The following is a 13,940-nucleotide window of genomic DNA, read 5'->3' on the forward strand; positions in this document are numbered from 1 at the left end:
GGGTGCGGTCCTCCAGCCAGCTGTCGCAGTCGGGGGTGAGGGCCATGGCCGACGGGGCCGGGACCTCCAGGCGCTCGGCGAGGTCACGGACCAGCCGGTAGAGGTCGGGCGCCTTCTCCTGCGGGATGGGGACCGTGGGGCTCAGGGCGGGCCTGGCCCGGGCGACCACGGCGGCGACGGCCGCCGTGAGGGCGAGGGTGAGGACCGCGGCGCCGAGGAGCGCCCAGCGGGCGGTGGACCAGGCCCCGCCGTCCGGGATGCGGCCCATGGCGATACCGGCCGCCAGCACGGTGGCGGCCGCCGCCGGCAGCAGGGCGACGGCCAGCGCGGCGCTGCGGATGCGCAGCACCGCGAGGGCTTGGGCGCGTGCGACGAGCACGCCTGCTTCCGGACCTGCCACGAGACCGATCACCCCCTGTTGCCAGTTTGTGCTCCGTCGGAACCTCGGACCGAGGAGTGCGACAGCGGACGCAACGCCGGGGGGCGTTGCTCTCCCCCCACTGTGGCACCGGCCTCTGACATCGCAATGCCGGTGGGCCAGTCGCCTGATGCTCGCCTGATGCCCGGCACTTCCGCCCGGCACTTCGCTTGCGCCGCACCCTAGTTGGGGGTGGGGCGCGCGTCAGCTAGTTGGCCAACCGGTCACCCGATGGAATGGCTTTGGTCAAAGCCGGGGACTTTGCCGGGCGGGCTCAACGTATAGGGGGTGACCTACTTGCCGGTACGGGGTGTCGCCCCGCACCGGCGAGGAAACCCCTACAAACCCTCCGCGGCCCGGGCGGCGATGTCCGTGCGGTGGTGGGAGCCCGGGAGGTCGATGCGGGAGACCGCCGCGTACGCGCGCGTGCGGGCCGTTCCGAGGTCCGGGCCCGTGGCCGTCACCGACAGGACGCGGCCGCCCGCGCTGACCACGCGGCCCTCCGCGTCGTGGGCCGTGCCCGCGTGCAGGACGTAGGCGTCGTCGAGCTCCGCGGCCTCCGCCAGGCCCTCGATGACGTCACCCGTGCGCGGGGTGCCCGGGTAGTTGTGCGAGGCGACGACGACCGTGACGGCCGCGCCGTCGCTCCAGCGCAGCGGGGGCAGGGACGCGAGCGTGCCCGTGGCGGCGGCGTGCAGGAGCCCCGCCAGGGGCGTCTGCAGGCGGGCGAGGACGACCTGCGTCTCGGGGTCGCCGAAGCGGGCGTTGAACTCGATCACGCGGACGCCGCGCGAGGTGATCGCGAGACCGGCGTAGAGCAGGCCGGAGAAGGGCGTGCCGCGGCGGCGCAGCTCGTCCACGGTGGGCTGCAGGACCGTCTGCAGGACCTCGTCCACCAGCTTGGGGTCGGCCCAGGGCAGCGGCGAGTACGCGCCCATGCCGCCCGTGTTCGGCCCCTCGTCGCCGTCGAGGGCACGCTTGAAGTCCTGGGCGGGCTGGAGGGGGACGACCGTCTCGCCGTCGGTGACGGCGAAGAGGGAGACCTCGGGGCCGTCCAGGAACTCCTCGATCACGACGCGGCCGCAGGCCAGCGCGTGCTCGCGGGCGGCGGCCAGGTCGCCGGTGACGACGACGCCCTTGCCGGCGGCCAGGCCGTCGTCCTTGACGACGTACGGCGCGCCGAAGGCGTCGAGCGCGGCGTCGATCTCCGCGGGCGTGGTGCAGACGTAGGCGCGGGCCGTGGGGACGCCGGCCGCGGCCATGACGTCCTTGGCGAACGCCTTGGAGCCCTCGAGCTCCGCGGCCTGCGCCGAGGGCCCGAAGACAGGAAAGCCCCGCTCGCGCAGGGCGTCTGCGACGCCCGCGACCAGCGGGGCTTCGGGGCCGACGACCACCAGGTCCGCGCCCAGGGACGCGGCGAGGCCGGCGACGGCCGTGCCGTCGAGGGCGTCCACCTGGTGCACCTCGGCGACCTCGGCGATCCCGGCATTGCCGGGGGCGCAGTGCAGCGCGGTGACGTCGGGATCGAGGGAGAGTGAGCGGCACAGGGCGTGTTCGCGGGCGCCGCCGCCGATGACGAGGACCTTCACACCGGTCACCCTATTGCCTCGTCGACTGATCGCTTTCCAGGGTCGGTATGACGACTCGCGGAAACGTCACTGCAGCGGCCCCGTACGGCCGCGGGACAAGCGGCGAACAGCGGGCCCACCCCGGCCACCCACTCTTTCGGGTGATGCCGAACCGCGGCTTATACCGGATTCGTCTGCGCTTACGGGCGGAAAAGCAGCGATCTTGTCTCCAAGACCGACCGTTCGGCGGTAGGAAGGGGGCTCGCGATCCGCATGCGGCAGAGGGAGTGCACGGGTGAGCCAGCCGGAGATGCAGCCCGAGGGGCTCCCCCGCGAGCAGAGTGGGAGGCACCGCGGCGATCTGCGCGGCCGCACCTTCCCGCTCGGCGACTGGGGGGAACCGGCGGAGCGTCTCGATGAGCTGTACCGCTGGGTGGAGAACGGCGCCCTGTACCTGGTCGACTGGTATCTGGCGGACCGGGCGTGGAAACGCCGGTGGGCGCGGGCGCTGCGCATCGGCGCCGCGGCCTGCGCGGTGGTGGGCTCGGCCCTGCCGCTGCTCCAGCTGACGAACGTCGTCCGCACCGGCTGCGCCTGGGGATTCCTGGTGCTGCTCGGTTCGGTGGCCTGCGTCGCCTGTGACCGCTACTTCGGCCTGACGTCGGGCTGGATGCGGGCCGTGGCCACGGCGCAGGCCGTGCAGCGGCGGCTGGAGGCGCTGCAGTTCGACTGGGCGTCGGAGTGCGTCCGCGAGGTGCTCGGCCCGACCGAGGGCACGGCCAGCGAGGCGGCCGAGCGCTGTCTGAGCGTGCTGCGGCGCTTCTCCGAGGACGTGTCCGAGCTCGTACGGGCGGAGACGGCCGACTGGATGGTGGAGTTCCGGGCGGGGCCGACGCCGCTGCTCACGCAGTCGCTGGTGTCGTGGGGCCCGCGGGGCGAGGGCGGCGGCCCGCTGCCGCGCTTCCCGCTGCCCCCGGGGACCCGGCCGAACATGCCGCGGCAGCGGCCCCCGGAGTCCCCGCGCTGACGTCCGGCCCCGCGCCACGCCCGGTCGCGTGGAGTCGGCCCGTACGACGCGCCGCGGAGCCGGATCCGCCTCAGCTGAAGACGATCATCGATCCCTGGCCCAGGCTGCGCGTCGCCGCGGCGTGCAGCCCCAGCCAGACGTGCCGCTCCCGGGCGAAGGGGCTGTCGTCCTGCGGCCCCGGCGCCGCCCGCTCCTCCAGCCCCGTGGGCCGTTCCGGCGCGGCCGGTGCGGCGGGCGGGTTGGCGGGGTCGATGCCCAGCGCCGGTGCCACGGCGTGCAGTTCGCGCAGCAGACCCTGGCTGGAGCCCAAGGGGCCGCCGCCCTCCAGCAGTTCGTCGTTGGTCAGCGGGTGCGCGAAGTCCACCGGGACGTACGCGCCGGCGTGGTCGTAGTGCCACACCAGGTGGGACTGCTGCGCCGTCGTCTCGAACATCTCCAGCAACTGCTCGTAGTCCCCGCCTAGTTCGTCCACGGGGGTGACGGCGAGGCCGCACAGGTTCAGCAGGTGGGCGCGGCGCAGGAAGTGCAGCGCGTCGTAGTCGAAGCCCGCTACGGGCGCGACGTCCCCCGAGAGCCCCGGCATATAGCCGAAGACGGGGACGGGCGGCAGTCCGGCCTCGCCGAGCGCCTTGTCGTACGCGGCGATCTCCTCGGCGAAGGGGTTGTCGGGGCTGTGGCACAGCACGTCGACGAGGGGGACCAGCCAGAGGTCACAGGCCACGTGAACTCACTCTCGTTCGCGACGATGCAACGGCTTCCGTGCGCACGGGCGTCCCGGCCGTCCGGGACCTGCCCGCTCACGCACACCGGCCGTCGATGCGATGGTCGAGCCAGCGTAGTGCCGCCGGGCCGGTTGTCACACCGGGCGGGAGGCCTCGATCAGCGCCAGGGAGTGCTGGTTGTACGCGGTGATGATGCGCTCGGCCTCGGCCGCGTTCTGCTGGGCCACGGCCTCGACCAGTTCACCGTGGCTGTGCCACAGGCGCCCGCGGAGCGAGGGCATCCGGCGCAGCAGCGGGACGGTGAAGACCCAGCCCTGCACCCGGACCGTATTGAGGAAGTCGGATATGTACGGGTTCCCCACCATTGCGGAGAGTTCGCGCCAGAACCGGAGGTCGTAGCCGATGAGGATGTCCAGATCGCCCGCGGCGGCGGCCCTGGAGGCCTCCTCGGCCCGGCGCCGCACGGAGGCCAGCGCGGCGGGGGTGACGCTGCGCAGCGCGCGGTCGGGCGAGCGGCGGAAGATGCCCTCGACGATCAGGGAGCGGGCCTCGACCATGTCCCGGAAGTCGGCGTAGGTGAATTCGCGTACGCGGTAGCCCTTGTGCATCTCCACGCCGAGCAGGCCCTGCGCGCACAGGTCGAGCAGCGCCTCGCGCACGGGGGTGGCGGAGACGCCGTACTGCTCGGCGATCTCCTTGACCGTGAACTGACGGCCGGCGGGAAGCCGCCCCGCTATGACCTCGTCGCGCAAGGCATCGGCGATCTGCTCGCGCAGCGTCGTGCGTCTGACAGCCTCGCTGCCCGGCATCGTTCTCCGTCTCCCCTTCCCTGGCCGCGCGCCATGTGCAGACGGCTCCGCAGAGGATATGCGAGGGCCGTCCCGGGCAATATGGCCGTGCGCACAGGAACGGGGCACGGTACCCCATGGGGTTCGTACCGTCACGAGTGGGCCGGGCGGGCGGAGGAATTCCGGAGTCCCCTCCGAAGGGGTGCCGAAGGGGTTCGGAGGGGTTCGGAGGGGGTTCCGTGGCCTTCCGGCCGCCTCAGGCCGTGAAGCCGTCGGCGACCGTCAGCGCCTCGTCCAGGATCGCGAGGCCCTCCTTGGCCTCCTCCTCGGTGACGGTGCAGGGCGGCACGACGTGGGTGCGGTTCATGTTCACGAACGGCCACAGGCCCGACTTCTTGCAGGCCGCGGCGAAGGCCCCCATGGGGGCGTTGGCCTCGCCCGCCGCGTTGTACGGCACCAGCGGCTCGCGCGTGGCCCGGTCCTTGACCAGTTCCAGGGCCCAGAAGACGCCCGTGCCACGCACCTCGCCGACGCTCGGGTGACGCTCGGCGAGCTCCCGCAGGCCGGGGCCGAGGACCTGCTCGCCGATCCGGGCGGCGTTCTCCACGATGCCCTCCTCGGCCATCGCGTTGATCGTCGCCACGGCGGAGGCGCAGGCGAGCGGGTGCCCGGAGTAGGTGAGCCCGCCGGGGTAGGGCCGCTCGTCGAAGGTCGCGGCGATCTCCGCGGAGATCGCGACGCCGCCCAGGGGCACATAGCCGGAGTTGACGCCCTTGGCGAAGGTCAGCAGGTCGGGGGTGACGCCGAAGTGATCGGCGGCGAACCAGCGGCCCGTGCGCCCGAAGCCCGCCATGACCTCGTCGAGGACGAACACGATCCCGTAACGGTCGCAGATCTCGCGGACGCCCGCGAGGTAGCCGGGCGGCGGGACCATGATCCCGGCCGTGCCGGGCACGGTCTCCAGGACGATCGCGGCGACGGTGGCCGGCCCCTCGAAGACGATCGTGTTCTCCAGGTGGGCCAGGGCGCGCTCGCACTCCTGCTGCTCGCTGTCGGAGTGGAACGGCGAGCGGTAGAGGAACGGCGCCCAGAAGTGCACCACGCCGGCCGAGGCGGTGTCGGACGGCCAGCGGCGCGGGTCGCCGGTGAGGTTGATCGCGGCGGCGGTCGCGCCGTGGTACGAGCGGTAGGCGCTCAGCACCTTGGGCCGGCCGGTGTGCAGGCGGGCCATGCGGACGGCGTTCTCGACGGCCTCGGCACCGCCGTTGGTGAAGAAGATCTTGTCGAGGTCGCCGGGGGTGCGCTCGGCGACGAGGCGGGCGGCCTCGGCGCGCACGTCCACCGCGAAGCCCGGGGCGATCGTGCACATCCGCGCCGCCTGCTCCTGGATCGCGGCGACGACCTTGGGGTGCTGGTGGCCGATGTTGGTGTTGACCAGCTGGCAGGAGAAGTCCAGGTAGCGGTTGCCGTCGTAGTCCCAGAAGTAGGAGCCTTCGGCGCCCGCCACGGCCAGCGGGTCGATGAGGCCCTGCGCGGACCAGGAGTGGAAGACGTGCGCGCGGTCGGCGGCCTTGACTGCGGCGCCGGCTGCGGGGTCGGCGGTGGGGTGCTGCGTGCTCACGGTCGTTACCTCGGATCGGTCCGGGAGGTGCCCCTGCGGTGGACAACGGCCAGCGTAGGCAGGCCCGGTCCGGCCCGACACCGGCACTGTGTATGGCTCTTGCCGCACCCGGCGACATACTGCCGGGCGGTCCGCCGCACCGCGCCGGCGGCGCACCGGCGGCCCGCCACGCCGCAACGACCAGGGAAATGCGCAAATTCCGCGAATGGTACGAGCCACATGCTACGGTCACTTTCCGTTGCAGTTATAGACCCAGTCATATGCGCGCCTGAAGGTCTACGACCTTCAGGCGCCGCTGTGTTTTACGGGCCTGCGGTCCGAAGGGCCTTACCGCGACGCGTAATTCCGCGGTGCCCGGGAATTCCGGCACCGCCGCCATCGAGGAGATCATCTTGGCTACCGGCATCGTGAAGTGGTTCAACTCGGAGAAGGGATTCGGGTTCATCGCCCAGGACGGGGGCGGCGCCGACGTCTTCGCCCACTACTCGAACATCGCAACTCAGGGCTTCCGGGAACTGCAGGAGGGCCAGAAGGTCACCTTCGACGTCACCCAGGGCCAGAAGGGCCCCCAGGCGGAGAACATCATTCCGGCCTGACGCTCTCCCAGCCGCCGCCCGGTTGCCGGGCGGTGCGGACCGGGGCCACGTACTTTCCGAGTGCGGGGTCCCGGTTCTTTGTGCTCCCGCTATTCTCCGCAAGGAAACACGGGGGACACGGAGGACCTGCTCATGGACAGCCTGAGGCCAGAGGACCCACGCACACTCGGCGCGTACCGGCTGCTCGGGCGGCTCGGCGCGGGCGGCATGGGCCGGGTCTACCTGGCCCGCTCGGACCGGGGCCGCACGGTCGCGGTCAAGCTCGTCCACCCCGAGCTCGCCGGCCAGGAGGAGTTCCGGCGGCGCTTCCGCCAGGAAGTGGACAGCGCCCGCCAGGTGGGCGGGGAGTGGACCGCCTCCGTCCTCGACGCGGACACCGAGGCGGAGACCCCCTGGGTCGCCACCGCCTACATCGCCGGGCCCTCCCTGCGCCAGGTCGTCGACCGGGACTTCGGGCCGCTGCCCGAACGCTCCGTGCGCATCCTCGGCGCCGGCCTCGCGCGCGCCCTGCAGGCCGTCCACGCCGCCGGCATCGTCCACCGCGACCTCAAGCCGTCCAACGTGCTGATCACCCTCGACGGCCCGCGCGTCATCGACTTCGGCATCGCCCGCGCCCTGGAGACCGTCGCCGACGGCGGCGGCCTCACCCGCACCGGCGCGACCGTCGGCTCCCCCGGCTTCATGTCGCCCGAGCAGGTGCGCGGCGGCCGGATCACGCCCGCCAGCGACGTCTTCTGCCTGGGCTCCGTGCTGGCTTACGCGGCCACCGGCCGGATGCCCTTCGGCACGGCGGACAGCGGCGTCCACGCCCTCATGTTCCGGATCGCGGAGGAGGAGCCGGACCTGACCGGGGTACCGGCCGGACTGCGCCCGCTGATCACCTCGTTCCTCGCGAAGGACCCGCAGGAGCGGCCGACGCCCGCGCAGGTCCTGGAGGTCACCGGCGCCGAGGAGCTGCTCGGCGACCTGCGGTCCGCCGAACCCTGGCTGCCGGGCGGGCTCGTCGCCCAGCTCGGGCGGCACGCCGTCCAGCTGCTGGACGTGGAGGAGCCCGTACGGACCCCGGAGCGCGAGGAGCCCGGGCACGCGCCCACGGCGATATCCCCGGCGGGGGCACCGGCCGCCCTGCCGCCCACCCGGCAGGACCCGCCGACCATCACGGCCGGCGGCCCGCCGCCCCCGCCCGCGCAGCCCTTGCCGCCCGCCGCACCGACGCCTGCGCCCTACGGCTATCCGCAGCCGCAGCCGCACCCGTACGGCCACGCCCCCGGACACGCCCCGGGCCCCTACGACTCGGGCACCTACGTCGCCGGGCCCCTCCCCTACGGACCGCCCGCGCCGCACCGCTCGCGCACACCCGTCATCCTCGCCGCCGTGGTGGCCGCCGGCCTGATCGCCGGAGGAGGCGTGCTCTTCCTCCTCAAGCAGCAGGACTCCGCCAAGGACAGCGCGGGCGGCACCAGCCCCGCGCACTCCGCCGCCCCGGGCACGAGCGCACCGTCCGCCCCCGCCACGAGCGGCTCCACCCCCGCGCCCGCCACCAGCCCGGCCCCGGGCGACGACAGCACCGGCGCCGCAACGGGCCCGCAGGCGTTCCTGGGCACCTGGCAGACCGCCTTCGGCAGCGGTACGCGCACCAACAGCCGGACCATCACCATCGCGCGGGGCACCGTCGTCACCGTCACCATCCAGGGCAGCGGCGTCCTCGACGACGGCACCTCCTACACCTGCCAGTGGAGCACGACCGCGACCGGCGGCGGCACCGGCGGGGACCCCCTGCGCCTCGGCCCGTCCAGCGTCACCCGGGCCAACCCGGCCTCCGCCTGCCAGCCCGGCTCCGCCTCGGACCTGGTGCTGCTCCCGGACGGCAGGATGCGGCGCGACTTCGCCGACTCGGGCACGAAAGATGCGTCACTGATCTACCGGAAGACCGGCTGATACCCGAAGATCGCCTGAACGCGGCGGCAGGCCCGAAAAGGCCGGCGCCCCGGTGGCCGTGAGCCACCGGGGCGCCGTGCACGCGCGCGTGCTGCTTCCCTCGGGAAGCGGACGATCTACGAAAGGAACGAGTTGATCTCGATCGTCTCGTCACGGCCCGGGCCGACGCCGATCGCGGAGATCGGCGCACCCGACATCTCCTCGAGCGCCTTCACGTACGCCTGGGCGTTCTTCGGCAGCTCCGAGAAGGTCTTGGCCTTGGAGATGTCCTCGGTCCAGCCCGGCAGCATCTCGTAGATCGGCTTCGCGTGGTGGAAGTCGCTCTGGCTGTAGGGCAGCTCCTCGACGCGCTTGCCGTCGATCTCGTAGGCGACGCAGACCGGGATCTGCTCCCAGCCGGTGAGCACGTCGAGCTTGGTGAGGAAGAAGTCCGTCAGGCCGTTGACGCGGGTGGCGTAGCGGGCGATGACCGCGTCGAACCAGCCGCAGCGGCGGTCACGGCCGGTGGTCACACCGCGCTCGCCGCCGATGGTGCGCAGCGCCTCGCCGTCCTTGTCGAACAGCTCGGTCGGGAACGGGCCGGCGCCGACGCGCGTGGTGTAGGCCTTCAGGATGCCGATCACGCGGTTGATCTTCGTCGGGCCCACGCCCGCACCCGTGCAGGCGCCGCCCGCGGTCGGGTTGGAGGAGGTGACGAAGGGGTACGTGCCGTGGTCGACGTCGAGCAGCGTGCCCTGGCCGCCCTCGAAGAGGACGACCTTGCCCTCGTCGATGGCGTTGTTCAGGATCAGCGTCGTGTCGGCGACGTACGGCTTGATCTGCTCGGCGTAGGCCAGCAGCTCGTCGACGATCTTGGCGGCGTCGATCGCGCGGCGGTTGTAGAGCTTCGCCAGGATCTGGTTCTTGAAGTCGAGGGCAGCCTCGACCTTCTGCTCCAGGATCGACTCGTCGTAGAGGTCCTGGACGCGGATGCCCACGCGGTTGATCTTGTCCGCGTAGGTCGGGCCGATGCCGCGGCCGGTGGTGCCGATCTTCCGCTTGCCGAGGAAGCGTTCCGTCACCTTGTCGACCGTGGTGTGGTACGGCGTGATCAGGTGCGCGTTACCGCTGAGCAGCAGCTTCGACGTGTCGACGCCGCGCTCGTTCAGCCCGCTCAGCTCGGAGAGCAGGACCGCCGGGTCGACGACCACACCGTTGCCGATGACCGGGGTACACCCCGGCGAGAGGATCCCGGAAGGGAGGAGATGCAGTGCGTATTTCTGGTCGCCGACGACCACCGTGTGGCCGGCGTTGTTGCCACCTTGGTAGCGCACCACATAGTCCACGGATCCACCGAGGAGGTCGGTGGCCTTTCCCTTGCCCTCGTCACCCCACTGAGCACCGAGCAGCACAAGTGCGGGCACAGGCGTACACCCCTTCCGGGCGGGGCATGTCCAACGTGCGTGGTGGTGTCACCCCGCTTGCTCAGGGCGTACACCACCGCTAGAGCCGTCGAACCGGTGCCCCGGATAGACGAAGCCCCTGGCGCAACAGCGACAGGGGCTCTTGCACCGAGAGATTACCGAATATTTCGCTCGGGGGACGAACAGAAAGACCCAGGGCCCCGGGTCGCGACCGGGGGCCCGGGGGTCGTGCCCCGGGAAAAACAGCACCTGAGGAAGGACCGAGGTGTCGGCTCCAGACCCCAGCGAGCAGGCTCTGCTCGTGGTCATCGACCCGGTCGCACGCCGCATGGACGGCGAGTCCGTACGGATCGCGAGGGATGTGCTCCGCGGCGGCGCAGCGACCAAAATCTGTCTGCCGGACGGGCCCGAGGAGGTCGAGCGCGCCCTGGCCCGGCGCGGCCGGCGGCGGCCGGTCGTCATCGGCGACGACAGCGCCCTGCTGCACGTGGTGAACGTCCTGCAGCGCCGCCGCGAGCTGGCCGACATACCGGTGTCCCTCGTTCCCGTGGGGCCCCTGCCGGCCGTCTCCCTGGCCAGGACGCTCGGGGTGCCCCTGGGGCCCGTCGCCGCCGCCCGGGCCGTCCTGGACGGCACTGAGCGCCGTCTGGACGTACTGGTGGACGAGGCCGGGGGTGTGGTTCTCGGCGGGCTGTGGATCCCGGGCGGCTACGGGCCCGGTGGCGAGACGGACGCGCCGACGGGGCCGGCGGGGACGACTGGGCCGAACGGGTCCGCGGAGGCGGGCGAGGGCGGCGCGACGGCCGTGGAGCCCGTGGACGCCGCGCCCGGCCCGGGTTGCGCCACCGCGGAAAGCGTGGTCGGCGGAGGTGGCGAAAGTCACCAGCCGTGGTGGTCCCCCGCCGCGCGCACGGCCCGCTCCGCGCTCACCCTGCTGACCGGCCCGGCGGCCGCCGGACGCGTCCCGCTGCCCGGCTGCACCCGGCTGCGGATCGAGGCCGACGGGGTGCTCGTCACCGACCTCGACCAGCCCGTCACCCGCGTCTCCGTGGCGGCCGCGGACGGCGGCCTGGCGGAACTCACCGTCCACACCCACGACGCCGACCACCCGCGGCGTCAGCGCGCCCGCCGGGTCACGATCTCCGGCCCGGCCTTCCGCTACCGGGCGGACAACGCCCTCACGGGCCCGGTCCGCAGGCGGACGTGGACGGCACATGCAGAGGGGTGGCGGCTGGTGCTGCCCCAGGGATAGGGCCGGCGCCGCCCGGGAGGGCGGGACCGGCAGGGGCGGGCCCCGGCGGGCCGGGCGGCGGTCAGCCGCCCGGCGTGACCAGGCCCGCCTCGTAGGCGAAGACCGCCGCCTGCGTGCGGTCACGCAGGCCGAGCTTCACCAGGATGCGGCTGACGTGCGTCTTGACCGTCGACTCGGCGACGACGAGGTGCTCGGCGATCTCCGAGTTGGAGCGCCCCTGCGCGACCAGCACGAGCACCTCCGTCTCCCGCTCGGTCAGCTCCCCGACCCGCTCCTGCGTGGGCGGCCTGGGCGCGCCCAGCCGGGAGAACTCCTGGATGAGGCGCTTGGTGACCGTCGGCGCCAGCAGCGCCTCCCCCGCGGCCACCACCCGCACACCGTCCGCGAGCTGCCGCGCCGAGGCGTCCTTGAGCAGGAAGCCGCTCGCCCCGGCCCGCAGCGCCTGGTAGACGTACTCGTCCAGGTCGAAGGTGGTCAGGACCAGCACCTTCGCGTCCGCGTCGGCGGCGATGATCTCCCGGGTGGCCTCCAGTCCGTTGAGGACGGGCATCCGGATGTCCATCAGGACGACGTCGGGGCGCAGAGTGGCGACCTTTTCCACAGCCTGCCTGCCGTCGACGGCCTCGCCGACGACCTCGATGTCCGGCATGGCGTTCAGCAGGACGGAGAAGCCCTCGCGGACCATCATCTGATCGTCCACGATCATCACGCGGATGGTCATGCGGCGGCCTCGCCCGCAGCGGTCTGCTCGCCCGGAGCGACCGGAAGGAAGACCGCGACCTCGTAGCCGCCCTCGGCCGTCGCCTCCGCGGTCATCTCGCCGCTGAGCATCGCGACGCGCTCGCGCATCCCGAGGACGCCGTGCCCGGCGCCGGGCGACGGCTTGGCCAGCCGGTTCGGCGCGCCGTTGACCACGCGCAGGCCCAGCCCGCCCAGGACGTAGCTGACCTCTACCCGCGCCTGGGCGCCCGGCGCGTGACGCAGGACGTTGCTGAGCGCCTCCTGGACGATCCGGTACGCCGACAGCTCCACGCCCTGCGGCAGCGGCCGCACGGCGCCCGTCGTCACGTGCTCGACGGACAGGCCCGCGGAGCGCACGTTCTCGATCAGGCCCGGGAGCGCTTCGAGCGTGGGCTGCGGGGCCTCCGGGTCGGCGAACGCGTCGGGGTTCTCCGAGCGCACGACGCCGAGGACCCGGCGCAGCTCGGTCAGCGCCGCCACGGCGTTCTCCCGGATCGTCTGGAACGCGGCCGCGAGCTCGGGCGGGGTGTCCTGGACCCGGTACGGGGCGGCCTCGGCCTGGATGGCGACGACCGACATGTGGTGCGCCACGACGTCGTGCAGCTCCCGGGCGATGGTCGTGCGCTCCTCCAGCACGGTGCGGCGCGAGCGCTCGACCTCGGTGACGGCCACCTGGACGGCGACCTGCTGCTTGGTCTCGCGCAGGCCGCGGACCGCCGCGGCGGCGAAGAGCAGCACGCCGGACAGGAGCATCAGCTGGGCCATGTCGCCGCCGATGGGGTCGTACGGGCGGAAGGCCCGGGCGAACACTCCCATGAACACCCCCATCACGCCGGTCAGCACCCACATCTCGGCCGCCACCCGGGGACGGGTCCGCAAGGTGACGACCAGCATGACGACGAGGTGCGAGAGGAAGGTGACCGGGTTCCACGGGCCCATGGCGTAGCCGCCGAAGAACACGCTGGTGAAGAGCAGCACCCCCGAGGACAGCCACCAGGCGCCGACCGGCCGGAAGAGCGTCATCAGCATCGGCACGCCCACGAACAGCGCCGCGACCATGCCGAGCAGCCCGCCCCCTTCGGCGAAGGTCACGAGCATGACCATGCCGGTGAAGGACGCGAACGCGGCGTGCGGGAGCCACCGCGTGTACCGGGCCGCCCGGCGGGGCAGCAGCCGGACCAGCCGGTGGTCCGCGGTGAGCGGCGGCAGCGGCCGGAAGGCGAAGGCGTCGTGGAAGAGGTCCTCGCGGAGCCGGTCGAGGGCGCCTCTCGCTATTCGCATCTCACTGCGCAGGCGGGGCTCATAGGTGTCGGTCACACCATCAACCGTAGGCAACGGCGATTCGTAGGGCGTCCCCATGAATGGGGATCTCTCGGTGTCCTCCTTAAGACGGATGCCGCCTCCGGAGAGGGACTACGGCGGCCCCGCCGGGCCGTCGGCCGGGCCGCCGGCCGGGTCTGCCACCCCCAGCGCCTTCAGCAGCGCGCCGCAGGCCGGCGTGCCCGGCGTCACAGGGGCGTAGTGGCCCACGCCCGGGAGGAGCCGCAGGGTGACGTCCGCCCCGGGGTGCCGCGCCGCCGCCGCGGCGTAGGACCGGGACAGGGCGACCGGAACGTCCACGTCGGAGGTGCCGTGGAGGACCGTGACCGGGATGTGGGCGGGGCCGCGGAGGACCGGATCCGCCTCCGGGTGGTGCCCACCGCCCAGGAAGTCGTCCACCGCGCCCCCGCTCAGCCGCAGCTCCCGCGCGCGGGCGAGGTCGGCGACGGGTGCCACGGCGACGACGGCGTCGACTCCGGCCGGCGGGACGTGCCCACTGGCCGCACACAGCGCGAGGTGCCCGCCCGCCGAGTGACCGGCGAGCAC

12 protein-coding genes and 1 pseudogene are annotated in these 13,940 nt (G+C 73.0%); 4 read left to right on the forward strand and 9 right to left on the reverse strand.

The window, feature by feature from the left end; all coding sequences use genetic code 11:
• Together V7793_RS21475 and purD are read right to left on the reverse strand one after the other, a co-directional pair.
• A pseudogene (locus V7793_RS21475) lies at positions 1 to 412 on the reverse strand (hypothetical protein); the annotation flags it as partial.
• A gap of 344 nt (positions 413 to 756) precedes the next feature.
• Complete coding sequence (gene purD, locus V7793_RS21480; protein ID WP_336008923.1) at positions 757 to 2,007, reverse strand: phosphoribosylamine--glycine ligase; 1,251 nt, start codon at positions 2,005 to 2,007, stop codon at positions 757 to 759.
• Positions 2,008 to 2,281: 274 nt separating this feature from the next.
• Between purD and V7793_RS21485 the strand changes: the two genes are divergently transcribed.
• Positions 2,282 to 3,013 carry an SLATT domain-containing protein gene (locus V7793_RS21485; protein WP_030367034.1) on the forward strand — a complete coding sequence of 244 codons (732 nt, stop codon included), beginning with the start codon at positions 2,282 to 2,284 and terminating at the stop codon, positions 3,011 to 3,013.
• A 70-nt stretch (positions 3,014 to 3,083) separates the two neighbouring features.
• Here V7793_RS21485 and V7793_RS21490 read toward each other — a convergent pair whose 3' ends face one another.
• The 3 genes from V7793_RS21490 to V7793_RS21500 all read right to left on the reverse strand — a co-directional run bounded on the left by V7793_RS21490 (position 3,084) and on the right by V7793_RS21500 (position 6,144).
• On the reverse strand, positions 3,084 to 3,734 hold the full coding sequence (locus V7793_RS21490) for a hypothetical protein (RefSeq protein ID WP_168093063.1): 651 nt from the start codon (positions 3,732 to 3,734) through the stop codon (positions 3,084 to 3,086).
• A 135-nt stretch (positions 3,735 to 3,869) separates the two neighbouring features.
• Entirely contained in the window at positions 3,870 to 4,544 is a 675-nt protein-coding gene (locus V7793_RS21495) for a GntR family transcriptional regulator (RefSeq protein ID WP_336008928.1), read from the reverse strand.
• Positions 4,545 to 4,779: 235 nt separating this feature from the next.
• On the reverse strand, positions 4,780 to 6,144 hold the full coding sequence (locus V7793_RS21500) for an aspartate aminotransferase family protein (RefSeq protein WP_336008930.1): 1,365 nt from the start codon (positions 6,142 to 6,144) through the stop codon (positions 4,780 to 4,782).
• 392 nt (positions 6,145 to 6,536) lie between these two features.
• On the opposite strand from V7793_RS21500, the gene V7793_RS21505 reads away from it, so the two are divergent.
• Both V7793_RS21505 and V7793_RS21510 read left to right on the forward strand, forming a co-directional pair.
• The gene (locus V7793_RS21505; protein ID WP_030367030.1) at positions 6,537 to 6,740 is read left to right on the forward strand and encodes a cold-shock protein; all 204 of its coding nucleotides are present in this window, start codon (positions 6,537 to 6,539) and stop codon (positions 6,738 to 6,740) included.
• A gap of 132 nt (positions 6,741 to 6,872) precedes the next feature.
• Positions 6,873 to 8,678 (forward strand): serine/threonine-protein kinase, encoded by a 1,806-nt coding sequence (locus V7793_RS21510; RefSeq protein WP_336008932.1) that lies wholly within the window; start codon positions 6,873 to 6,875, stop codon positions 8,676 to 8,678.
• Between the two features lie 116 nt (positions 8,679 to 8,794).
• Here V7793_RS21510 and V7793_RS21515 read toward each other — a convergent pair whose 3' ends face one another.
• Complete coding sequence (locus V7793_RS21515) at positions 8,795 to 10,081, reverse strand: adenylosuccinate synthase (protein WP_336008934.1); 1,287 nt, start codon at positions 10,079 to 10,081, stop codon at positions 8,795 to 8,797.
• 265 nt (positions 10,082 to 10,346) lie between these two features.
• On the opposite strand from V7793_RS21515, the gene V7793_RS21520 reads away from it, so the two are divergent.
• On the forward strand, positions 10,347 to 11,333 hold the full coding sequence (locus tag V7793_RS21520) for a diacylglycerol kinase (protein ID WP_443057957.1): 987 nt from the start codon (positions 10,347 to 10,349) through the stop codon (positions 11,331 to 11,333).
• A 61-nt stretch (positions 11,334 to 11,394) separates the two neighbouring features.
• Here the strand turns inward: V7793_RS21520 and V7793_RS21525 are convergent, their stop codons facing one another.
• The 3 genes from V7793_RS21525 to V7793_RS21535 all read right to left on the reverse strand — a co-directional run.
• The gene (locus V7793_RS21525; RefSeq protein ID WP_336008935.1) at positions 11,395 to 12,054 is read right to left on the reverse strand and encodes a response regulator transcription factor; all 660 of its coding nucleotides are present in this window, start codon (positions 12,052 to 12,054) and stop codon (positions 11,395 to 11,397) included.
• Positions 12,051 to 13,391, reverse strand: a complete 1,341-nt coding sequence (locus tag V7793_RS21530; RefSeq protein WP_443057958.1) for a sensor histidine kinase — start codon at positions 13,389 to 13,391, stop codon at positions 12,051 to 12,053. Before V7793_RS21530 ends, V7793_RS21525 begins: the two co-directional genes overlap by 4 nt.
• A gap of 96 nt (positions 13,392 to 13,487) precedes the next feature.
• Positions 13,488 to 13,940: alpha/beta fold hydrolase (locus tag V7793_RS21535; protein WP_443057959.1), on the reverse strand; the 453-nt coding region annotated here is incomplete at its 5' end.

The sequence above is a fragment of the Streptomyces sp. KLMMK genome (genome assembly GCF_036961605.1).
Classification (GTDB): domain Bacteria; phylum Actinomycetota; class Actinomycetes; order Streptomycetales; family Streptomycetaceae; genus Streptomyces; species Streptomyces telluris.